The sequence below is a fragment of the Actinomadura geliboluensis genome, from assembly GCF_005889745.1.
In the GTDB taxonomy this organism is placed as follows: Bacteria; Actinomycetota; Actinomycetes; order Streptosporangiales; family Streptosporangiaceae; genus Spirillospora; species Spirillospora geliboluensis.
This window is the reverse complement of record NZ_VCKZ01000128.1, coordinates 1-20,906: the sequence shown is the minus strand read 5'-3', so window position 1 is coordinate 20,906 and position 20,906 is coordinate 1. Positions and strand designations below refer to the sequence as shown.

Annotated in this window: 19 protein-coding genes and 1 pseudogene; 9 read left to right on the top strand and 11 right to left on the bottom strand. The window is 69.6% G+C overall.

Annotated elements, in window-relative coordinates; genetic code table 11:
* Both ETD96_RS45955 and ETD96_RS18745 read left to right on the top strand, forming a co-directional pair.
* Positions 1 to 514: hypothetical protein (locus ETD96_RS45955; RefSeq protein WP_205719339.1), on the top strand; the 514-nt coding region annotated here is incomplete at its 5' end.
* A gap of 60 nt (positions 515 to 574) precedes the next feature.
* The gene (locus ETD96_RS18745; protein ID WP_205719338.1) at positions 575 to 823 is read left to right on the top strand and encodes a helix-turn-helix domain-containing protein; all 249 of its coding nucleotides are present in this window, start codon (positions 575 to 577) and stop codon (positions 821 to 823) included.
* A 185-nt stretch (positions 824 to 1,008) separates the two neighbouring features.
* Here the strand turns inward: ETD96_RS18745 and ETD96_RS18740 are convergent, their stop codons facing one another.
* From ETD96_RS18740 to ETD96_RS18730, 3 genes are all read right to left on the bottom strand, one after another.
* The gene (locus tag ETD96_RS18740) at positions 1,009 to 1,575 is read right to left on the bottom strand and encodes a hypothetical protein (protein WP_138637755.1); all 567 of its coding nucleotides are present in this window, start codon (positions 1,573 to 1,575) and stop codon (positions 1,009 to 1,011) included.
* Positions 1,576 to 2,050: 475 nt separating this feature from the next.
* Entirely contained in the window at positions 2,051 to 3,709 is a 1,659-nt protein-coding gene (locus tag ETD96_RS18735; RefSeq protein WP_138637754.1) for a hypothetical protein, read from the bottom strand.
* A gap of 168 nt (positions 3,710 to 3,877) precedes the next feature.
* Positions 3,878 to 4,615: a hypothetical protein gene (locus ETD96_RS18730; protein ID WP_138637753.1), complete on the bottom strand. Its 738-nt coding sequence runs from the start codon at positions 4,613 to 4,615 to the stop codon at positions 3,878 to 3,880.
* A gap of 128 nt (positions 4,616 to 4,743) precedes the next feature.
* On the opposite strand from ETD96_RS18730, the gene ETD96_RS18725 reads away from it, so the two are divergent.
* The 3 genes and pseudogenes from ETD96_RS18725 to ETD96_RS46745 all read left to right on the top strand — a co-directional run bounded on the left by ETD96_RS18725 (position 4,744) and on the right by ETD96_RS46745 (position 5,456).
* Positions 4,744 to 4,965, top strand: a complete 222-nt coding sequence (locus ETD96_RS18725; RefSeq protein WP_138637752.1) for a hypothetical protein — start codon at positions 4,744 to 4,746, stop codon at positions 4,963 to 4,965.
* Positions 4,908 to 5,045 (top strand): annotated as a pseudogene (locus tag ETD96_RS47610) (hypothetical protein); the annotation flags it as partial. The gene ETD96_RS18725 and the pseudogene ETD96_RS47610, both read left to right, overlap by 58 nt.
* 78 nt (positions 5,046 to 5,123) lie before the next feature.
* A complete protein-coding gene (locus ETD96_RS46745; protein ID WP_240807830.1) occupies positions 5,124 to 5,456 on the top strand; it encodes an acyl-CoA-like ligand-binding transcription factor in 333 nt (110 codons plus the stop codon).
* Positions 5,457 to 5,530: 74 nt separating this feature from the next.
* Here ETD96_RS46745 and ETD96_RS18715 read toward each other — a convergent pair whose 3' ends face one another.
* Positions 5,531 to 6,154: an LmbU family transcriptional regulator gene (locus ETD96_RS18715; protein ID WP_171069103.1), complete on the bottom strand. Its 624-nt coding sequence runs from the start codon at positions 6,152 to 6,154 to the stop codon at positions 5,531 to 5,533.
* Between the two features lie 1,858 nt (positions 6,155 to 8,012).
* Here ETD96_RS18715 and ETD96_RS48145 point away from each other — a divergent pair.
* On the top strand, positions 8,013 to 8,216 hold the full coding sequence (locus ETD96_RS48145) for a hypothetical protein (RefSeq protein WP_171069102.1): 204 nt from the start codon (positions 8,013 to 8,015) through the stop codon (positions 8,214 to 8,216).
* Positions 8,217 to 8,237: 21 nt separating this feature from the next.
* Here the strand turns inward: ETD96_RS48145 and purU are convergent, their stop codons facing one another.
* The 7 genes from purU to glyA are packed head-to-tail and all read right to left on the bottom strand — an operon-like array spanning position 8,238 to position 16,918.
* The gene (gene purU / locus ETD96_RS18705) at positions 8,238 to 9,164 is read right to left on the bottom strand and encodes a formyltetrahydrofolate deformylase (protein ID WP_138637750.1); all 927 of its coding nucleotides are present in this window, start codon (positions 9,162 to 9,164) and stop codon (positions 8,238 to 8,240) included.
* Positions 9,165 to 9,169: 5 nt separating this feature from the next.
* Entirely contained in the window at positions 9,170 to 10,543 is a 1,374-nt protein-coding gene (locus tag ETD96_RS18700) for an L-serine ammonia-lyase (RefSeq protein ID WP_138637749.1), read from the bottom strand.
* On the bottom strand, positions 10,543 to 11,175 hold the full coding sequence (locus ETD96_RS18695; protein WP_240807829.1) for a sarcosine oxidase subunit gamma: 633 nt from the start codon (positions 11,173 to 11,175) through the stop codon (positions 10,543 to 10,545). The genes ETD96_RS18700 and ETD96_RS18695 overlap by 1 nt, the downstream gene beginning before the upstream one ends.
* Positions 11,168 to 14,077, bottom strand: coding sequence for a sarcosine oxidase subunit alpha family protein (locus ETD96_RS18690; protein WP_138637748.1), 2,910 nt, complete (start codon positions 14,075 to 14,077; stop codon positions 11,168 to 11,170). Before ETD96_RS18690 ends, ETD96_RS18695 begins: the two co-directional genes overlap by 8 nt.
* Positions 14,074 to 14,388: a sarcosine oxidase subunit delta gene (locus ETD96_RS18685; RefSeq protein ID WP_138637747.1), complete on the bottom strand. Its 315-nt coding sequence runs from the start codon at positions 14,386 to 14,388 to the stop codon at positions 14,074 to 14,076. Before ETD96_RS18685 ends, ETD96_RS18690 begins: the two co-directional genes overlap by 4 nt.
* Before the next feature lie 26 nt (positions 14,389 to 14,414).
* On the bottom strand, positions 14,415 to 15,635 hold the full coding sequence (locus tag ETD96_RS18680; RefSeq protein ID WP_138637746.1) for a sarcosine oxidase subunit beta family protein: 1,221 nt from the start codon (positions 15,633 to 15,635) through the stop codon (positions 14,415 to 14,417).
* The gene (gene glyA, locus ETD96_RS18675; RefSeq protein ID WP_138637745.1) at positions 15,632 to 16,918 is read right to left on the bottom strand and encodes a serine hydroxymethyltransferase; all 1,287 of its coding nucleotides are present in this window, start codon (positions 16,916 to 16,918) and stop codon (positions 15,632 to 15,634) included. The genes ETD96_RS18680 and glyA overlap by 4 nt, the downstream gene beginning before the upstream one ends.
* Positions 16,919 to 17,112: 194 nt before the next feature.
* Here glyA and ETD96_RS18670 point away from each other — a divergent pair, with 194 nt between their 5' ends.
* The 3 genes from ETD96_RS18670 (at position 17,113) to ETD96_RS18660 (ending at position 20,687) form a co-directional block, all read left to right on the top strand.
* A complete protein-coding gene (locus tag ETD96_RS18670; RefSeq protein ID WP_138637744.1) occupies positions 17,113 to 18,459 on the top strand; it encodes an MFS transporter in 1,347 nt (448 codons plus the stop codon).
* A 54-nt stretch (positions 18,460 to 18,513) separates the two neighbouring features.
* The gene (locus ETD96_RS18665; RefSeq protein WP_240807827.1) at positions 18,514 to 19,743 is read left to right on the top strand and encodes a M24 family metallopeptidase; all 1,230 of its coding nucleotides are present in this window, start codon (positions 18,514 to 18,516) and stop codon (positions 19,741 to 19,743) included.
* 101 nt (positions 19,744 to 19,844) lie between these two features.
* Positions 19,845 to 20,687, top strand: a complete 843-nt coding sequence (locus tag ETD96_RS18660; RefSeq protein WP_138637742.1) for an IclR family transcriptional regulator — start codon at positions 19,845 to 19,847, stop codon at positions 20,685 to 20,687.
* The last annotated feature ends 219 nt before the right edge of the window (positions 20,688 to 20,906 follow it).

Below are 20,906 nucleotides of genomic sequence, written 5' to 3'. Positions count from 1 at the left end.
GGGTGCGGTCGCAGGCCATCCCGGCGAGCGGCACTGGGACCCAAGCCGACTGCCGCTGAACTCCGCAAAGCGCTGGCAGACCCGAAGGCCAAGACGCAGATCGGCCGGGTCGCACGGCGCGCTCGGCACCGGCGGGCGGCGCCGGTCCAGGCCGGCGCTTCCCGCGCGGCTGACACCGCAGACCCGCCCCACCCCCACCGTCAGCGAGGCCGGTGCGCAGACCACCGCCTTGCGGGCCCGCCTGCGATCGGTGTGCCCCGAGCACACCGATGACGCGGGCGTCGCCGGCAGTGGTCGGGACTCATCCCCAGGCGCCGAGGCGGTGGTCTGGGCCCTGCTGGCCCCCGGCGGCCTGCTGGACCGCTACCAACGCGCCGCCTGGCATGCCGCCCACCCCCCGCACGGACTGGAGCAGGCCTGGGGGCTGGTCGCCGCCACCCTGGCGGACGTGGTCACCGACCTGGCGGACCCATGGGCGAATCGTCCTGATTCCGCCCCCACCAGAGCCCCCTGACCTGCGATCCTGAACTATCGTTCATGGTGCAGGTAATGGTGCGGCTGCTGGCATCGCTGAGTGCCCGCTGCCGCTCCCGACCCGCGACTGCAAGCCTTCGGCTTCGCCGTCCGCGACGCCCGCGAGCACAGCGACATGTCCCTGGAAGCACTGGCCGAAGCCGCCGGCATCTCCGCCCGCATGCTGATCGGTATCGAACACGGCCGCCGCAACCCCTCCCTGCTGACGATCCTGGCGATCGCAGAAGGCCTCGATCTCGCCCCCGCCGACCTGGTGGCCAAAGGCAGCCGACGCAACAACACCACCTAGCCGCAACTCCATCAAGGCCGCAACCGCGCCCACCGTCACCTCAGGGCCGATACCGCGGCCCCGTGCTCGGCCGCGGGAACTCACCCGCCACCTGTCCAGCGTGGAGACCCCGTCCTCGAGGGCGGGGGACGAAACGCGGCACGCGGCGTGCGGGGACTCCCCCGGCATTCGTGCCGGAGAGCGCGTCAAGCCTTGGTCGCCCAACTCAGCGCCAGAAGGCACCACTGCGGCGAACTGCCTTCGTGCAGGTGCTCCAGGACGGTCTTGCCCTGAATGACTCGGCAGAGGTCAGCGGGCTGGAAGCCGTTGTCCTTGAGGAACCGGATGTGGGCGATGTCCAGGGGGTGAACTCCCTGTGCCCACCATCCGTTGGCTTTTTCGACATCGTGGCCGCAGAGGTGGGCCCAGGAGGCGATGACTTGCTTTCGATCCAGATCCGTTGTCGTCCAGTCGACTTGCCGGTCGATGTAGAAGGCCAGCCGCAGCGCGGCCTGCCTTTTGTCACGACCGCGGTCGCGGTCGCGGTCGCGGGACCGCGACCGCTGACGGCTCCTGCGTAGCCGCTCGCGTTCGGGACGGTTGTAGCCGAGCATCCTCAGGCCGGCGTCGAGTTGGTCGTTGGACGCGGCGGCGCGCTGGAGGTCCCTCTTCGCGATGGCGCCGGACGGTGCCGGCCGCTTCAAAATCGGTTTGCGGCCGGCCAGCATGTAGGTCTGGATGCGCTGGAGTTCTTCTTCGTCTTCTCGGGACATGCATCCTCCGATCCCGCTCGGGATAAGACCGGACTCCCATTGTAGGAATCCAGTTCGGTTTGAAGGTGGGTGACGGCGGTTAGCCGCCTGGCAAAGCGCTTTTCGGCGTAGGCCCGAACCGGGGGCGGGGCATGGTGATCACGCCGGACTTGGAGGCGGTCTCCAGGTTTTCCTGGCCTCGACCGCCAGGCCCCATCGCGCCTGGCGGCATGCGGACCAGATCCACAGACCACCCGCCCTCGGGCCCGCCAGGCCGGACCAGCACGGGTGCCGCCGCGTAGACGCCCATCGGCGAACCGTTGCGGGCCCGGCGCGCGAGATTCAGCCATCGCACCTGAGTCTCCTGTCCGCTACTGGTGCCGGGCCGGGCCGTCTGCCGTCCCGTGCTCGGATGGCCGGGGTGCTTGGAAGGCCCGGCGGCTCCTGCGGGCGGGCCCTGTGCGGGGCCGGATCGGGCGGGACGCGTTGCCGAAGGTCAGTCCAGGAGCCGATGGATGGGCCGCGCACCGGGGGTGCCCAGCAGGCGTAGTTCCGCTTCGGCGCGGGCGGCCAAGGCCACTCCCGAGGTGGCGTCGGGGTCAAAGGTGGCGTGCACGATGCGGTCGATTCCGGCCGCGACCAAGGTGGGGGCCGTGCGCAAAGTAGCGGCCATGCTGACTGAGGCGGCCGAACCGCTGTGCATGATGAGATTCCTCTGGTTGTAGAGCCGCCGAACCGCCGAGCACAGGTACTCCCGGGCCCGCTCCAAAATCGTGGGCGCGTGGTTGAGCATGGCGATGGCTCGGGCCGCTGAGACGGGGTCGGCGCGGCTGACGCGTTCGGGGACCGGCTGTCCTGAGCTGAGCGCACTGACCACCAGGTCGATGCGCGCGGCGCGGGTGGTCCGCGTGCGCAGCTGGTCGGCTGTTGCGTCGTCTCCGTTGCGCTCCCACGCACGCACCAGGCTCAGCAGCTCGGCCCGCGGGTAGGAGCAGGTCAAGATGGCCGCGATCCGGTCCGCGGCGATGACGCCGGGTTCGGTGGGCTGGGCCAGGAGTCCTTCCACGGCCGCCCACGTGCCGGCCAGGGTCGCCCATGAGGTCGTTATGGCGGCGGCATCGAGCAGTTCCAGGGCGTCGTCGATGCCCTGGAGCGATTGCGGCTGGGGGATGAACAGGCTGCGCCGCTCGATCGATGGCAGCCGCGCGGGCGGTTGCCAGGTCTCCAGCGCGCGCCAGCGACCGGTGCCGATGACCAGGGCCTGGTCGTGGGGCCGGGCGTCCTTGCCGGCCAGCCGCGCGCGGGTGGTCAGCCGCTTGGCGAACGCTTCGGCCTCAGCGACCGCGCTCCACGGATCTCGTGCACGGATGCGCAGTTGCAGCGCACCCGCGCCGCGGCGCGGCGCCGCCAGGTGCTCGGCCGCGCAGATCTGTTCCAACTGCGTCGTGGACAAGTGCTGGACATCGGGCTGCAGATGGCCGGATCCGGGCTCGGGCATGCCCGGCAGGCGGGTGAAGGGGACGACGACCTGGTAGGTCCTCTCCGGGTCCGCGCACATGGCGATGGCCTCGCGCAGCAGATCTGCCGGCGCCGCGCCCTCCTGAGCGATCTTGGCGGTGATCCAGCGGTGCAGGTGATGCCCTGACAGCCCCGCGTCGAACAGGTGCGCGATGATCGAGCGTGCGCATAGTTCGGTCGGGTCGGCGTGGCCGGCGGCCGGCGGCGTGGCGAGGAAACCTCCGTCGACCGCCTCCAGCCAGCGCTCCAGGTACGTGGCGCTGACACGGCGGCATAGCTGTTCCAGGGCGAACTGGTCGGCTGCGGGCAGCGCGTTGGCGGCCTTGCCGACCGGCTTGGCCGCTACCGGAATGAGATGATTGACGATCAGTTCCCGCACGTCCGGCGGGCCGCAGCCGGGATCACCCTGGACCTGTCTGATGGCTGCCGTGGCAGCGTACTGCAGTCCCTCGGGCCGCTGAGCCTTGGAGTCCACCAGCGCCGCGTACTCCAGCACCTCCCGCAACGCCAGGGCGGTCCCCGGCTGCCACAGTGCACGATGCCAAGGAGCGCGCTGATCGGCCAGTTCCCGCAGCCTGGCCGCTACAGGACCGCAGGCGAGACCGTTCGTCGAGCGCTGGCGCTGAGGGTCGGACATCGGTTATCTTTCGAGCAGGAAACTCACAGCACGTTTTCTGAGAGGCGGGAGTCGCGCCGGGGCCACTTCCCCGGGGCCGCTCCCGCCTTTACCGTCCAGGCCTCGCGACGTGGACGGCGTCATCTTCCCCGGACCGCGGCCGGCAACCGGCCGGCATGCTGTCTCCGGTCACGGCGGGGGGTCGGCGGGCTGAGGCTCGTCCTGGACGGCGGCTGGCTCCAATTGCAGGGCCTCCAGGTCGCGGACGACCTTGCGCAGCCCCTGGAAGATGTCGTCGGGTAGATCGAGCCAGCGCACATCGACGGTGATGGTGACCTGCCCGGCCGGTCCGAAGGAGATGGTCTTCTGCTCGCCCTTCCCGCGGTCGGCGTTCGACGGCGGGGACGGTGCGATCGGAGGCGACGCCGGGCTCGGCTTGCGGCGTCTGGACGGTGAGGTGGAGCCGGACTGACGCGGCGGCTTGAAGAAGGGGCTCTTGGGCAATCCGACGTCCTCGGTGACGGCGAGGTAGAACACGACGGCTTTGCGCAGCGTGCTGCCGGTGTAGCCGTTGGCGCTGAAACTCTCGTGCAGCATCTGCGCAGTCGCGTTGGCCTCGGCCAGCTCGATCTGGGGGGCGTAGAACTGCCTGGCCCACTCCCCGATGACCTGCCGGCGCTCCTCGGGGCTGCGGGCAGCTTCCCGCAGGGCCGCCAGTACCTCACCCGTCTCGGCTGAGATGAGCCTCATGGTGCGCAGCGCCGCCAGGAGCTGGGCCTGAACACTGCCGGCGTAGGTGTCGAGGAACCCGCGGTCGATGCGCGGCGGGATCATGGCGCCGCCCAGCTTGTTGTCGATGAAGTTGGTCAGCGTCTCGTAGGAGATGTACGGAGCCTTCGACTCCTCTGCCATGCCATCGTCGGCCATCTTCACTCCCGCCGTCGCCCACCAGTAGGCAGAATCATAGGTATACGCCGAGTTGCCTGCAACCGGATTCAGGCAGATTTCGCGGCATAGGCGTTGACCGGCGGGTTGTGCCTATTCAAAGTGACCATATGGACACAGTGATCATCAGCTCCGGCGACGACGTCGTCGTCACCGACGCCTACGGCCGCGAACACCGGGTCCAGGCCCTCAGCGGCGTCGAGCGGCGGGGCCACGACTTCCCCATCGTCTGGATCGCGCGTCCCCTCGCCGCGGGCGGCACCGACCGCGTGCCCTGGCCCGCCGAATCGGTGCGCCCGGCACCAGCGGCACCCACAGCCGACGGGGACTAGCGCCCGCCACCACCGTCGAGCAGGTCGCGAGGCCGCACGAGGTCGCGCACACGACGGTCTTCCGCTACTTCCCGACGAAGGAGGACCTCGTCGTCAGCGACGACGCCGACCCGGTCTTCTTCGACGCGCTCCGCGCGCAGCCCGCGGACCTGAGCCCGGTGGCGGCCCTCCGCGCCGCCCTCCGCGAGGTCTTCGGCGGCTTCTCCGCCGAGGAGCTCGCGGCGGGCCGCGACCGGACCGTGCTGATCCTCTCCGTCCCCGCCCTGCGCGGCGTCGCGTTCGGCAGCTTCATGGACACCCTGCGGACCGTGAACGGCATCCTCGCCGAGCGCTCCGGCCGTCCCGTGGCCGAGATCCGCACCCTGACCGGCGCCGCCTTCGGCGTCATGCTCGACCTGATGCTCCGCTGGTCGGAGGACCCGTCCCTCGACCTCCCCGAGGCGTTGGACGAGGCCCTCTCCACCCTCGAGCAAGCGTGCGCCCGCGCCTGAGCGCGGCCGAGCAGGCGAAGTCTCGGTCACGCAGGATCGGCTCGATCACCTCGAGAGGTGTCACAGCGGGGGCCTCATCCCTCCAGTGCCCGCGCGGCCGCGCTGTCCAGCGTGGTCAGCACCCATTGCTGCAGGTCCGTGCCCGACTGCTCCGCGGCCATGTGCCAGTGCCGCAGGTGGCTGCCGGGCACCGCGAGCCGCCGCGTGTCCTCGGCTCTCGCGCCCTCCCGGCTCCCGCCCGGGCGGGCGAGCCGGATGCCCTCCCGCAGCTGCTTGGTGGTCCATTTCGCCTTCTCGGCGCGGTCGAGCCACCTGTCCTGCTCCTCGACCGGCAGCGACGCGACCTCGGCGTGATGCTGGAAGCTCAGCGCGGGGCGCCGGCGGCAGAACTCGAACCGCCGCGCGACCCAGGCGTAATTGCGTAACGTCTGATATTGCAGCCCCGCCGCGAGGATCCCGTGCTCGTACCGGTCGTGGTAGTGCTCCTTGCCGTATACGAGCCAGTCGCCGAGCCACCAGGCCGACGAGTTCACGATTCCGGAGAGCTGGCGGCCGGCGTGCTCCCAGTCCTCGAAGGCCAGCTCGGCCGGTATCTGCAGACCCACCGCCGTCGTGAGCACCTCGCCGCGGCGCTGCTCGGCGGAAACGGCACCGCGTCGCGCCGACGGCGCCCTCCTCCGGCGGAGGACGGTCCTCATCTGATCGGTATCGCCGGCCCGGTTCACCATGTCTCTCCTTTCGGACGGGCTGGGCATGAATAATGACCGGGAAGATCCGCACAGCGCAGCAACCGCTCGCAAAGCGGCGCCATGCATTCGGTGAACGTCGGCCGGCGAACCGTGCGACGAGCGGGAGACCCGGCACGGCTCACCCGGCGGCCTTCAAGCCGCCCTCATCCCCCGAACACCCATTCCATCGTCCGCAGTGGGACGGAACACGACCGCCGGGCGATCCCCGCATCGCCGGGGAGCCGAACCGTCACCCTGTGCGATCAGTACATCGTTCCAGGCAACGGATCCGGCAGCTGGTCTCGGGAGCCGATAGACCGCAGACACTCTGGGCACACCTTCCACTGGGACTCACCGTGCCGCCATCGCCACGACAGGTTCGCCGAGGCACTCGTCGAACCGGCCCCCGCACCGTCCCCGTCGGCCATGGCCTTCATCTCAGTTAGCACGATTCTCACCCCAGGCGCGTCCACTGTCACGTCCGCCGTGCGGGGGTCATAATCATCTCCAGCAAAAAGGTTAATGGTCCTACATATCTTCGATCAGCGAAGCTACCAGCGCGTACGGTAGACCCGGAGAGCAATTCCTGCTCGGCGGAGACAGACGGCAAGATCTCCTAATGCTTGGCGGGTGATTGATGGAGCGACTCGCCGGTGAGACGCACCGCCGACGCACTGGCCGACGGCCGATCGCCTAGCCAAAGGCGCTCCGCCGCACCGGCCAGAACGCTCCCACCCGGAACGGCGCCAGTTGGGCGACACATAGCAGATCGGCGTCCAGGGCGGTGATATGACTCAGAAGATCAGTGTGCGAAGGGGACTCATGCTCCGCGTCGCCGAGTTCCTCGCCACCGTCGCGGTGCGCGCCCACGGGCGCGGGCCGGCGCATCACGAGAGCCGCATAATGTCCGGGACGACGCCGATATGGGCCTCCCGCCTGCCCGCAGCGATCAGCCTTCTTCCGCTGTGCACTGGGCTTGGCGAGGAAGAAGGCGAGTCTTCGCCTATTGCTTGCCGGCCATCGATACTGGACCCTGGATGAACTGGCGGGCATGTACGTGTCACACGAATACGGCACGTGCAAGGGGAGAGTTTCCACACGTTGCCGCCGGAGTTGCAGTCATTGGACAACTGGAAGAAACCGCCCGGCCGGTTCCACCCAGAACGGAAGTGACTGTCCAGCCTCTGCTGGTGCAGATTGGGCGAACCGCACTTGCAAATGGCCGGCGCCGCCCTGCTCGGTCCGGCTCTGAGAACGGCAGGCTGAACCGTGTGGACACCGGTCTTACCCGACCCGGGGCCCGAGCGGATACCGGGAGAGCCAACGCTCCGGCGGCACCGCCCCACCGCCTCGCGCTCTTCAACAACGCATGGTCTCCTTCCTGCCGGATCCAGCCTGCTGCCGATCTCGCCAACGAGCCGAGTAGCGAGCTCGTGCAGGCGGTCACGCCGCCGATCGGCGATCCGGGCAGGGACTGCGGTGACCTTCCCCCAGTCGACGAGGTCACCAGGTGGCCGAGGCCGACGACCAGCGCGGTCCGGTTCTGCGACGGCGGGCTGCTGGCGAAGATGGCCGAGCCGCCGGCGATCATGTGGTCCCGGCCGCTGCCCGAGGGCACCTCGCCGTCCACCGTGACGGTGCCGCGGGACGCGGCGCGACGCTGGTCGGTGTCCCTGCTCTGCCAGGACCCGTCGGTCGGGCGGCTTCCGGCCGCGGGCGCGGCCGTCGGCGTAGAACTCGGCGTAGAGCAAGGCCCTGCGGTCCGGCCGCGAAGTGATCGCGATCGGCCGCTGGCTCCCTGTCCACGCTGTGCTCGGCCTGCGGCACCTTGCGGGACAAGCTGCCGCGCAACGCCCCTACCTGGACGTGCGGCCGCAGGACGACCCATGACCGGGACGTCAACGCGGCGAAGAACATTCTGGCCGTCGGGCTGACGGCGTCTGTCTGCGAAGCCGGTGTAGAACCCTCCATGAGAACTTCGGGCGGGCAGCCGCCGACGAAGCAGAAACCCCTACAGCGCGGCGAGCCGTAGGAACCCCCTTTCAGGGGGAAGTCAGTGGAGCACCACGGTTCGGCGGCCGTGGACGATCACCCGGCCCTCGCAGTGCCATCGCACGGCTTTGACCAGGGCGGCCGACTCCATGTCGCGTCCGATGGCGACTAGGTCCTCGGGGGTGTGGGTGTGGTTCACCCCGGTGACCTCCTGCGCGATGATGGGGCCTTCGTCGAGCTCGGCCGTGACGTAGTGGGCGGTTGCCCCCACCGCCTTGACCCCGTGCTCGTACGCCTGGTGATACGGCTTGGCGCCTTTGAAGCTGGGCAGGAAGGAGTGGTGGATGTTGATCGCCCGGCCGGCGAGCCGGGCGCACAGGTCGTCGGACAGAATCTGCATGTAGCGGGCCAGGACCACCAGTTCGGCGTTGCAGGCGTCCACGATCTCCAGGAGTCGCTCCTCGGCGGACTGCCGGGTGGCAGCGGTGACCGGGATGTGGAAGAACGGAATGCCATGCCAGCCGGTGAGCGCCTCGTGGTTGCGGTGGTTGGAGACCACAGCGACCACGTCGACCGGCAGGTCGCCGCTGCGGGCTCGGAAGAGCAGGTCGTTGAGGCAGTGGCCGTCGCGAGACACCATGATCAGCACGCGGCGGCGGGTGTCGGCCCGGTCCAGGCGCCACTGCATGGCGAAGGGTGATGCCACGGTGGCGAAGTCCTGGCGCAGAGCCTCTGCGGTGGACTCGTCGCCGGTGGACTCGTCGCCGGTGGAAGCGAAACGCACCCGCATGAAGAAGTGACCGGCACGGCGGTCACCGAACTGCTGGTTGTCGGTGATGTCGCAGCCGTGCCCGACGAGGAAACGCGAGACGGCGTGAACGATGCCGGGAGCCTCGGGGCAGTCGAGGGTGAGTACGTACTCGACCGGGGCGTGGCGGCTGGCCGGCGAACGGTCGATGGAAAGGGCGGAAGAGGGGGGAACAGTCATGGGCCTCAACACTCGATCACGTTGACGGCGAGACCGCCGCGTGCGGTCTCCTTGTACTTGACCTTCATGTCCCGGCCGGTGTCGCGCATGGTCTTGATCGCCTTGTCGAGGCTGACCTTGTGGCTGCCGTCACCGGCCAGGGCAAGCCGTGCCGCGTTGATCGCCTTCACGCTGGCGACGGCGTTGCGCTCGATGCAGGGGATCTGGACCAGGCCGCCGACCGGGTCGCAGGTGAGGCCCAGGTTGTGCTCGATGCCGACCTCGGCGGCGTTCTCGGCCTGCGCAGGGGTTCCGCCGAGGACTTCGCAGAGCGCGCCGGCCGCCATAGAGCAGGCTGAGCCGACCTCGCCCTGACAGCCGACCTCGGCACCGGAGATGGAGGCGTTCTCCTTGAACAGGATGCCGATCGCGGCGGCGGTCAGCAGGAAGCGCGTGATGCCGTCGTCGTCGGCTCCGGGCACGAACCGGGCGTAGTAGTGCAGTACGGCGGGCACGATGCCCGCCGCTCCGTTGGTCGGAGCGGTCACGATACGGCCGCCGGAGGCGTTCTCCTCGTTGACGGCCAGGGCGAACAGGCTCACCCAGTCCATGACCTGCAGTGGGTCCTGGCAGTCGGCGTCCGCGCTCAACTCGCGGAAGAGCGCCGGTGCGCGCCGGGGCACCCGCAGGCCGCCCGGCAGTACGCCTTCGCGGCGGCAGCCGCGCTCCACGCAGGCCTGCATGACCGACCACAGGTGCAGCAGACCGGTGCGCACCTCCTGTTCGCTGCGCCAGGCCTGCTCGTTGGCGAGCATGATGTCGCTGATGGCGAGGCCTTCGCGGGTGCAGTGCGCGAGGAGTTCGGCTGCCGATCCGAAGGGGAAGCGTACGGGCGTTGCGTCTGCGATGATGCGGTCGGCGCCGGTGGCGTCCTCGTCGACGACGAAACCCCCTCCGACGGAGTAGTAGGTGCCCTCGGCGAGCAGCGGGCCGTCGTCGGCGAAGGCCCGAAACACCATTCCGTTGGGGTGCGCGGGCAACACCTTGCGGCGGTGCAGCACCAGGTCGGCGTCGGTGTGGAAGCCGATCCGGTGTTTTCCGCCCAGCAGCAGGGTGGCGCTGCCGCGCACCCGCGCGATCCGGTCGTCGGCCCGGTCGGTGTCCACGGTGGCGGGGTCCTCGTCCTCCAGGCCGAGCACGACCGCCTTGTCCGAGCCGTGCCCGTGGCCGGTCACGCCGAGTGACCCGAACAGTTCGGCCTGTACGCGGCTGACAGCGGGCAGGAGGCCCTGGTTGTCCAGGCGCTTGACGAACTGTCTGGCGGCCCGCATCGGCCCCACCGTGTGAGAGGAGGATGGGCCGATGCCGATGGAGAAGAGGTCGAACACGCTGAGGGCCATCAGGGAACCTCGGGGGCGCGGTACTCGCGCATCGCGTCGATGAGCCAGCGGGCCAGGTAGTCGGCGAAGGAGGAGCGCGGCAGCAGCCGGTACGTGGGTGTGTCGTCGGTCTGCCACAGCACCACCGGGACTGGTCCGACCTGTGTGGGCATCGCCAGGCCCGGTCGGAAGGAGCGTGGGTGCAGGTCCAGGGCGCAGCCCTTTTCGAGCACTTGGCGGGCGGCTGGGCCGGCGAGTTCGAGGGTGGTTCGGTTGGCGGAGACGTCGACGACCGAGCCGGGATCGCCGGTGAGCGCCTCGCGCAGCTGGCGGACCAGCACTGCCGGGTCGGTGCGCGAGTGCACGAGCCATTCGTCGGGGCCGAGCCACAGCGTGGTGTGCGGGCCCGCGTGCGTGCTCTGGCCGCAGTGTGCGGGCAGCGGGGCGCCGAGGGCTGCGCCGATCCTGTCGGCCGTCGCCGAGGCGGGGTCGAGGCGCAGGCTCACCATGGTCAGGAAGGGCCACTCGGTGAGGCGGGCACCGCGGGCGCCGCTGACCGTCGCCGCCCGCATCGCTTCGTGCAGATGCGTCAGCGGGCTGCGGCGCAGCGCGAGCGGAGGGGACTGGGTGCTTTCGACGGTCGCTTCAGCCATCTCGCTTGGTTCCTTCGGGGTCGTAGAGCACGGGTTCGGCCACCTGAACCGGCACGAGGTCGTCGCCGACGGGTGCGAGCAGGGTTTCGCCGATCCGGTTGCGTCCATCGGCGACCAGTGCGAGCGCGAACGGCCGGCCGAGTGCCGGGCTGTGGTAGCTGGAGGTGACGTGGCCGAGCATCGGAACCGGGCCGTCCTGCGGGGTCACGGGCACGTGGGGGGCGATGATCTGGGTGCCCTCGGGCAGCCGGGTGGTGCCGTCGGTCGGCAGCAGCCCCACCAGGTGCTTGCGGTCGGTGCGGGCGGTGTCGGCGCGGGCGTAGGACCGCTTGCCGACGAAGTCCTTCTGCTTTGAGACCACCCACGACATGCCGGCGTCCTGCGGGGTGACGGTGCCGTCAGTGTCCTGGCCGACGATGATGTAGCCCTTCTCGGCGCGCAGGACGTGCATGGTCTCGGTGCCGTAGGGGGTGATGCCGTACGGCTGCCCGGCCTCGTGCACCTGCTGCCAGACGGCCAGTCCGTACCAGGCGCAGATGTTGATCTCGTAGGCGAGTTCGCCGGAGAAGGAGATCCGGCAGATGCGGGCGGGGATGCCGGAGGCCAGGGTGGTCTCGCGGAAGGCCATGAAGGGGAACGCCTCGTTCGACAGGTCGACGTCAGGGGCGAGGTGGGTGAGGACCTGGCGCGAGTGGGGGCCGACGACGGCGATCGTCGACCACTGCTCGGTGACCGAGGTGCAGTAGACGTCCAATTCGGGCCATTCGGTCTGCAGCCACTCCTCCAGCCAGTCCAGGACTCCGGCGGCGCCGCCGGTTGTGGTGGTCATGAAGTAGCGGTTGTCGTCGACGCGCAGGGTCACGCCATCGTCGAGGATCATGCCGTCGGGCTTGCACATCACGCCGTAGCGGGCGGAGCCGGGTTTGAGTTTCTTGAAGGCGTTGGTGTAGATGCGGTTGAGGAACTCGCCCGCGTCGGCGCCGCAGATCTCGATCTTGCCGAGGGTGGAGGCGTCCATGAACGCCACCCCTTCACGGGCCGCGCGGCACTCGCGGGCGACGGCCGTGTCCATGTCCTCATGGGGCAGTGGGTAGTACCGCGGCCGCTTCCACTGCCCGACGTCCTCGAACTTGGCCCCGTGGGCGACGTGCCAGCCGTGGATCGGGGTTGTGCGTTCAGGGTCGAACAGTTCACCGCGCTCACGCCCGGCCAGGGCCGCGAAAGCGACCGGAGTGTAGGGCGCCCGGTAGGCCGTGGTCCCGATCTCTCCAGGTGACGCGCCCCCGCCGAGGGCCTCGGCGATCACGCCGATCGCGTTGACGTTCGCGGTCTTGCCCTGGTCGTTGGCCGTGCCCAGCGAGGTGTAGCGCTTGACGTGTTCGACGCTGCGCATGCCGGCGCCGGTGGAGCGCAGCACGTCCGTGACCGTGACATCGCGCTGGTGGTCCACGAAGTGGGTGTCCCAGGCGCCCGGGTCCGTGCCTCCGCTGCGGCCCGGGACCAGCCATAGCGGGCGCACCGGACCCGCGCTCCCGATCCCCTCGGCCACCGCCGCGGGCGGCACAGGCACGGGGAAACCCGCGTCGGTCGCGGCCTGCGCACCGGCCCGCGCGCCCTCGGCCAGGCAGCCGTCCAGGCTGTAGGTGCCGCGTGCCGCGCCGGCGATCCGCTGGTCGCGTACGGCGCCGTCGGGGACGAAGGCGGCCAGTGCCTCGTCCCAGCGCAGCCGTCCCTGGCGCTGGCTGTGCAGGTGCACCACCGGGCTCCAGCCGCCGGACACGGCGAGCAGGTCACAGGGGAAGGTCTCGGGTTCGCCGCTGAGCCCGCCCTGCTCGTCCAGGCCCTGGACGGTGACACCGGTCAGCCGGCCGGGGCCGGCGGTGTCGACGACCGTAGCGCCGGTCAGCACCCGCACCCCGGTGGCCGCGGCCGCCTCGACGCCCCGGGCGGACCGCCCGGGGCGCGCGTCGGCGACGGCGACGACCTCGACCCCGGCCGCGTGCAGATCGGCGACCGTGTCGTAGGCGCTGTCATTGGTGGTGCTGACGACCACCCGGGACCCTGGGGCGACCGCGTACCGGTTGAGGTACGTGCGCACGGCCCCAGCGAGCATGACCCCGGGCCGGTCGTTGCCGGCAAAGACCAGCGGCCGCTCGTGCGCGCCGGTCGCCAGGACCACCTGGCGGGCCCGGATGTGCCACAGCCGCTGGCGCGAGACACCCGCGGGCGCGCCGGATCCGAGGTGGTCGGTGCGCCGCTGCACCGCGAGCATGTAGTTGTCGTCGTAGGAGCCGAAGGCCGTGGTGCGGTGCAGGACGACCGTCTCGGGCGCGGCCTCAAGCCGGGTGCGCACGTCGGCGACCCAGTCCCGGGCGCTCTGCCCGCCCACGGTCTGCCCGCGGCCGACGAGCAGGGAGCCGCCGAGCTCGCTCTGGTCGTCGACGAGTATGACCCGGGCACCGGAGCCCGCCGCTGCGGCGGCCGCCGCGAGTCCGGCAGGTCCGGCGCCGACCACCAGGACGTCGGTGTGAACGTACTTCTTGTCGTATTCGGCGGGATCGGGCTGGGGGTCCAGGCGGCCCCGGCCGGACAGCGTGGTGGCGGACAGCCCGTCGTACAACTCGACGGTGGTCGCCGGCAGCATGCCCTCGGAGCAGTCGCCGTCGATCTGGAGCAGCGCGTTGGGCTCCTCCACGCCGGCCGAGAAGATGCCGCGCGGGCGGCCGCGGTAGATCGACGGGGCGACCTCGATGACACCGCCGGCGAGCATGGCGGAGGCGACGGTGTCCCCGGGGTGTCCGGTCAGCTCCCGCCCGTCGAGGGTGAACCGCAGCAGGCAGTCGCGGTCGATGCGGCCGCCGTGCGGCAGCCGGAAGCGCTGGGTGGGGGCCTGGTCGGTCATCGGTTGCCTCCGACCGGGTCGGTGGTCTGCTGTGGTGGGAGTTCGGGGCGGGGCTCGGTGAGCCGGTAGACGGCCACCACCTCGTAGGTGACCGTGTCGCGCACGACGTTGAACCAGCGGCGGCAGCCGGTGCTGTGCACCCAGCGTTCGGCGAAGGGGCCTTTGGGGTTGTCGCGGTAGAAGACGTACTCGGCCCACTGCCGGTCGTCGAGTTCGTCCGGGTTCTTGGGATAGGGGAGGTGGGCCTGTCCCCCGTAGTGGTACTCGGTCTCGTCTCGCGGACCGCACCATGGGCAGTTCAGGAACAGCACGGTTGCCTTCTGTGGGTGGTGTGTCTTCAGTGGGCGACGGCCGCGGCGCCGTGTTCGTCGATGAGCGCGCCGGTGGCGAACCGTTCGAGGGCGAACGGCGCGTTCAGGGGGTGCGGTTGGCCGGTGGCGATGGTGTGCGCGAAGGTCCGGCCGGCGGCGGGGGTGGCCTTGAAACCGCCGGTGCCCCAGCCGCAGTTGATGTAGAGGTTCTCCACCGGGGTGAGGCTGATGATGGGAGAGGCATCGGGGGTGACATCGACGATGCCGCCCCAGGTGCGCAGCACGTGGGCGCGGGAGAAGAGAGGGAACAACTCGATCGCGGCGGCCATCTGCTGCTCGATCACATGGAAGGATCCGCGCTGGCCGTAGCCGTTGTAGGAGTCGACGCCGGCACCCATCACCAGTTCGCCCTTGTGCGCCTGGGACACGTAGACGTGCACGTGGTTGGACATCACCACGGTCGGGTGCACCGGTTCGTGCAGTTCGGAAACGAGGGCCTGCAGCGGGTGCGATTGCACGGGCACGCGGAAGCCGGCCCGCTCGGCGAGGACGGAGCTGTGTCCGGCGCCGGCGAGTCCGACGCGGCCGGCCAGGATGCGCCCGCGGCCGGTCTGGACCCCGACGACCTTCTCGCCGTCCTTGACGAATCCGGTGACCTCGCAGCCTTGGATCAGGTCCACGCCCATCTCGTCGGCGCGGCGGGCCAGCGCCCAGGCCACGTGGTCGTGCTTGGCGATGCCGGCCCGGGGCTGAAAGGTGCCGCCCAGGACCGGGTAGCGGACCCTGGGCGAGAGGTTGAGGATGGGGCAGACCTTGGCGATGTCGTCCGGCTCGAGCCATTGGGCGTCCACGCCGTTGAGGCGGTTGGCGTTGACCCGGCGCACGCCCTCGCGGACGTCCTGCAGGGTGTGCGCGAGGTTGAGGACGCCGCGCTGACTGAACAGGAAGTCGTAATCCAGTTCGTCCGGCAGCCCCTCCCACAGCTTGAGCGCGTGCTCGTAGATCGCGGCGCTCTGGTCCCACAGGTAGTTGGAGCGGATGATGGTGGTGTTGCGGGCCATGTTGCCGCCGGCCAGCCAGCCCTTGTCCAGCACGGCCACGTTGGTGATCCCGTGGTTCTTCGCCAGGTAGTACGCGGTGGCCAGGCCATGGCCGCCCGCACCGACGATGACCACGTCGTACGACGTCTTGGGCTCCGGCGTGCGCCACAGCCAGTCAGGGTGCTCGGGGAGCTTTGTCGTGGTCATCCGGCGCATCCGTTCAGGTCGGCATACAGCGGGAATTTGTCCGCCAGGGCGGTGACGCGGCTGCGCAGCAGCCCGGCCCGCTCGTCGGTCAGGTCGTCCTTCAGTGCCAGCGCGATGGTGTCGGCGACTTCGCGGAAGGCGTCGGCCCCGAAGCCGCGGGTGGCCAGCGCGGGGGTGCCGATGCGCAGGCCGGAGGAGATCATCGGCGGCCGGGGGTCGAACGGGACGGCGTTGCGGTTGACGGTGATGCCGACGCGGTGCAGCCGGTCCTCAGCCTGCCGCCCGTCGAGTGCGGAGTTGCGCAGGTCCACCAGGACCAGGTGCACCTGGGTGCCGCCGGTGAGGACGGAGATCCCCGCCTCGGCCACGTCGTCGGCCAGCAGTCGTCCGGCGAGGATGCGGGCGCCTTGCAGGGTGCGCTGCTGGCGCTCGCGGAAGGCATCGGAGGCGGCGATCTTGAACGCCACGGCCTTGGCCGCGACCACGTGCTCAAGGGGACCGCCCTGCTGACCGGGGAACACCGCGCTGTTGATCTTCTTGGCGAGTTCGGCACGGCTGAGGATCACACCGCCGCGTGGGCCGCCGAGGGTCTTGTGCGTGGTGGTGGTGACGACGTCGGCGTGCGGCACGGGGCTGGGGTGCAGGCCGGCGGCGACCAGTCCGGCGAAGTGGGCCATGTCGACCATCAGGTAGGCGCCGACCTGGTCGGCGATGCGCCGGAAGGCGGCGAAGTCCAGGTGGCGGGGGTAGGCCGACCAGCCGGCGACGATCATCTTCGGCCGGTGCCGGAGAGCGAGTTGCTCGACCTCCTCCATGTCGACGCGCAGGTCGCACTTGCGCACGTGGTATGGCACCACGTCGTACAACCGGCCGGAGAAGTTGATGCGCATGCCGTGTGTGAGGTGTCCGCCGTGCGCGAGGTCGAGGCCGAGGATCGTGTCGCCCGGGTCGAGCAGTGCGAACATCGCCGCCGCGTTGGCCTGGGCCCCCGAGTGAGGCTGCACGTTGGCCGCCTCTGCCCCGAAGAGCTCCTTCGCACGCTCGATGGCGAGCCGCTCGACCACGTCGACGTGCTCGCAGCCGCCGTAGTACCGGCGGCCGGGATAGCCCTCGGCGTACTTGTTGGTCAGCACCGAGCCCTGGGCCTGCATGACGGCCGCCGGCGCGAAGTTCTCCGACGCGATCATCTCCAGCGTCGACTGCTGACGCCGCAGTTCCTCGGAAACCGCAGCTTGCACCTCCGGGTCGAGTGTTCCCAGGGGCTGTTCCAGGACGTCGGACACGAGCTACTCCTCAAAAGAAGACACACCACGAACGTCGTTGCGTGACCTGCAACTTAGATGTCGTATAAGCAACCGTCAAGGTTGAGGGAGAGGTGAAATTAAGGAGTACAAACGCTTGACAGTTCAGAATCGACTCTCCATATTTGCCTGCATCGTTGCTTGAAGTGCAACCCTGATGCATGGGAGCCGGTTCGATGAGCAACCCCGCCCCACCACCGCCCGCAACCACGCCGCCCGTGCCGTCCGCAGACCCGTCAGCCGATGGCGTCGCCCCCGGAACCCGCCGCCGTGTCGTCGCCGCCAGCTTCATCGGCAACTTCATCGAATGGTTCGACTACGCCGCCTACGGCTACCTGGCCGCAACCATCTCAACGGTCTTCTTCCCCGCGACCGACCGCACCACGGCCCTGCTCGCCACCTTCGCCGTGTTCGCGATCTCGTTCTTCGTCCGCCCCCTGGGCGGGTTCGTCTGGGGGCACATCGGGGACAAGATGGGCCGGCGCAACGCGCTGTCGCTGTCCATCGTGATCATGTCCGGGGCGACCTTCTGCATCGCCCTCCTGCCCACCTACCAGGCAGTCGGCCTGCTCGCGCCACTCCTGCTCCTGGTCGTCCGCGTGGTGCAGGGGTTCTCGGCCTCGGGCGAGTACGCCGGCGCATCCGCCTTCCTGGTCGAATACGCCCCCAGGCGGCGGCGCGGCCTGTACGCGTCCGTGGTCCCGGCCAGCACCGCGACCGGGCTGCTGCTCGGCTCGCTGCTCGCGGCGCTGCTCACCGGCGTCCTGTCCACCGACCAGATGCACAGCTGGGGGTGGCGCCTCCCCTTCCTCCTCGCCGCCCCGATGGGCCTGATCGGCCGGTACATCCGGCTGCGCTTGGAGGACACCCCGGCCTTCCTCGCACTTGAGGAGCAGCACGACGTCGCGCGGACACCGGTCAAGCAGATGCTGCGCGCGAACCGGCGCCCGCTGGCGCTCGCCACGGGCGCCACCATCCTCAACGCAGTCGCCTTCTACATCCTGCTCAGCTACCTGCCGACCTACCTCTCGGAGGAGCTCCACTTCGGTGCCGCCGAGTCGTTCCTCGCCACCACCCTCTCCCTCGCGACGTACATCGTGCTGATCTTCCTTACCGGGCTCGCCTCCGACCGGTTCGGCCGCAAGAAGATGCTCATCACCGCTTCGGTGCTCTTCATCTGGTGCACCGTCCCCGCCTTCGCCCTGCTCGACGGTGCGGGGCTGCTGACCGTCATCGCGCTGCAGGTGCTGCTCGGCGGGATGCTCACCCTCAACGACGGCACCCTGCCCAGCTTCCTGGCCGAACTGTTCCCGACCCGGGTCCGCTACAGCGGCTTTGCCGTCAGCTTCAACCTGGCCAACGCCCTGTTCGGCGGCACCGCGCCCTTCGTCGCCACCCTGCTCATCTCCTGGACCGGCGACAAGCTCTCCCCCGCCTGGTACCTCGCCGGCGCCGCGCTGGTCTCGCTCTGCGCCGTCACGGCCGCGAAAGAGACCGCACGCAAACCGCTGCGCAACGACTGAGCACGCCCAAACCCATCCCCCGCGCCACCACCGATCCCGATGACAGGAGAGTCCGTGTCCACTGCAGACCTCGAGCGCCTGAAGCTGATCCGCAACGGAGACAAGGAGCAGCTGACCTTCTCCGACAGCGAGATGGAACGGCGGCTATCGCTCCTGCGCAAGGCGATGGCCGAGGCCGGCATCGACGTCACCCTGTTCACCTCGTACCACAACGTCAAGTACTACTCCGACTTCCTGTACACCTCCTTCGGCCGTCCGTACGCGCTGATCGTCACCGAGGACGACCAGATCACCGTCTCCGCCAACATCGACGCCGGGATGCCGTGGCGGCGCTGCTTCGGGGACAACATCGTCTACACCGACTGGCACCGCGACAACTACATCCACGCCATCCGCGAGACCCTCAAGCAGCGGTCGGTCTCGCCGCGCAGAGTCGGCATCGAGCACGACAGCCTGCCGCTGGACATCCTGCACAAGTTCCAGGCCGCTCTGCCCGGCGCCGAGTTCACCGACATCGCGCAGGCCGCCATGTGGCAGCGAATGATCAAGTCGGACGAGGAGATCGCCCTCATCAAGCAGGGCGCCCGCGTCGGCGACCTCGGCGGCGAGGCCATCCGCGAGGCCATCACCCAGGGGGTGGCCGAATACGAGGTAGCGCTCGCCGGCAGTGAGGCGATGATCCGCGAGATCGCCCGCCTCTACCCGCACACCGAGATCCGCGACACCTGGGTATGGTTCCAGTCCGGTATCAACACCGACGGCGCGCACAACTGGCCGACCACCCGCAAGGTGCAGCGCGGAGACATCCTCAGCCTCAACTGCTTCCCGATGATCTCCGGCTACTACACCGCGCTGGAGCGGACCCTGTTCTACGGCGAGCCGGACGCCCGTTCGCTGCAGTTGTGGGAGATCAATGTCGAGGTGCACCGCCGCGGCCTGGAGCTGATCAAGCCGGGCGTCAGCTGCGCCGAGATCGCCCACGCCCTCAACGAGATCTACATCGGCCACGGCCTGCTGCGCAGCCGCACCTTCGGCTACGGCCACTCCTTCGGGGTGCTGTCGCACTACTACGGCCGCGAGGCGGGCCTCGAACTGCGTGAGGACATCGACACCGTCCTCGAACCGAACATGGTGGTGTCCATGGAGCCGATGATCATGGTGCCGGAGGGCGCTCCCGGGGCCGGCGGCTACCGAGAGCACGACATCCTGGTCGTCACCGAGAACGGCGCCGAGAACATCACCAAGTTCCCCTTCGGCCCGGAGCACAACATCCTGGGCCTCTGACCCAGAGTCCGACCGCACAGGCTGCCGCACCGTCCTGTGAAGACGATGCGGCACCGATGCGGCACCGTGCCGTCCCCGCCTTGGGGGAGGATGGGAGCACCATGGCAGACACCCCGACGGACCAGAACCACGACGGCGCGGGCGAGAACCGCGGAATCTCCGTACTCCACAACGGAATCTCCGTACTGCTGAGCTTCAGCGCCGACGAGCCCCTGCTCGGAGTCACCGACATCGCCGCACGGGTCGGCCTGCACAAGAGCACGGTCTCCCGCATTCTCGCCACCCTGGAACAGGATGGCCTCGTCGAACGGGACCCGGCGACCCGGCGCTTCCGACTCGGGCTCGGCGTCATCGCGATGGCCGGGCCGTTGCTCGGAGACCTCGATGTGCGCCGCGTCGCCTATCCGGTGCTGCGAGAGCTGAGCCGACGCACCGGCGAGACCACGGCTCTGCTGCTGTGGAACGGGTCCGAGGCGGTCTGCGTAGAGCAGGTGCCCAGCCACCACGAGGTCAAGCACACCACGCCGCTGGGCACCCGTTACAACACGGCGGCGAGCTCCTCGGTGCAGGTGTTCCTGGCCCACATGCCCGTCTACACCGCCCGGGCGCTGCTGACAGGCCGAACCCTGGTCTTCCCCAACCTGGACGACGCGGCGCTCGAGGCGCATCTGCTCCGGCTCGATGAAGCGGGCCGGCGGGGCTACGCCGTCAACTACGGAGAGACTTCGCTGCAGGAGGTCGGCGTGGCAGCGCCGGTCTTCGACCACCGGGGCGACGTGGCCGCTACCGTGCTCATCTCGGCTCCACGCTTCCGGGTCTCCCCCGAGCAACTGCCGGTCTTCGGCGAGGCGGTACGCGACGCCGCCGACCAGGTGACCCAGCGGCTCGGCGGGCGCCGCCCCGAGAAACCGGCAAGCCCCGAGAAACCGGCAAGCCGCGAGTAGCCGGCAGGCACGAGGGCCATTACACCGAGCCGTCCGCTCGTCCCATCCACGGCCCGGGCTTGCGCGGACCTCCCGCCGGGTAAGGGCAGAAAGGAATCTCAGTGACCATGTCAAGCCGCGATAGCGCTGACCTGCGATGGCGGGATCGGGCTGAAGGTTCGGTTGTCGCGCAGCAGAGCCCACAGGACGTCGACCATGCGTCGAGCCAGGGCGAGTAGG

What these genes read in the sequence shown, in the direction of transcription:
- ETD96_RS18660 (WP_138637742.1), top strand. Translation starts at nt 19,845, where the DNA reads ATGGCAGACACCCCGACGGACCAGAACCACGACGGCGCGGGCGAGAAC.
- ETD96_RS18730 (WP_138637753.1), bottom strand. Translation starts at nt 4,615, where the DNA reads ATGGCCGACGATGGCATGGCAGAGGAGTCGAAGGCTCCGTACATCTCC.
- ETD96_RS18695 (WP_240807829.1), bottom strand. Translation starts at nt 11,175, where the DNA reads ATGGCTGAAGCGACCGTCGAAAGCACCCAGTCCCCTCCGCTCGCGCTG.
- ETD96_RS18715 (WP_171069103.1), bottom strand. Translation starts at nt 6,154, where the DNA reads ATGAGGACCGTCCTCCGCCGGAGGAGGGCGCCGTCGGCGCGACGCGGT.
- ETD96_RS18670 (WP_138637744.1), top strand. Translation starts at nt 17,113, where the DNA reads ATGAGCAACCCCGCCCCACCACCGCCCGCAACCACGCCGCCCGTGCCG.
- ETD96_RS18690 (WP_138637748.1), bottom strand. Translation starts at nt 14,077, where the DNA reads ATGACCGACCAGGCCCCCACCCAGCGCTTCCGGCTGCCGCACGGCGGC.
- ETD96_RS18700 (WP_138637749.1), bottom strand. Translation starts at nt 10,543, where the DNA reads ATGGCCCTCAGCGTGTTCGACCTCTTCTCCATCGGCATCGGCCCATCC.
- ETD96_RS18680 (WP_138637746.1), bottom strand. Translation starts at nt 15,635, where the DNA reads ATGACCACGACAAAGCTCCCCGAGCACCCTGACTGGCTGTGGCGCACG.
- ETD96_RS18740 (WP_138637755.1), bottom strand. Translation starts at nt 1,575, where the DNA reads ATGTCCCGAGAAGACGAAGAAGAACTCCAGCGCATCCAGACCTACATG.
- ETD96_RS18725 (WP_138637752.1), top strand. Translation starts at nt 4,744, where the DNA reads ATGGACACAGTGATCATCAGCTCCGGCGACGACGTCGTCGTCACCGAC.
- purU (WP_138637750.1), bottom strand. Translation starts at nt 9,164, where the DNA reads ATGACTGTTCCCCCCTCTTCCGCCCTTTCCATCGACCGTTCGCCGGCC.
- ETD96_RS18735 (WP_138637754.1), bottom strand. Translation starts at nt 3,709, where the DNA reads ATGTCCGACCCTCAGCGCCAGCGCTCGACGAACGGTCTCGCCTGCGGT.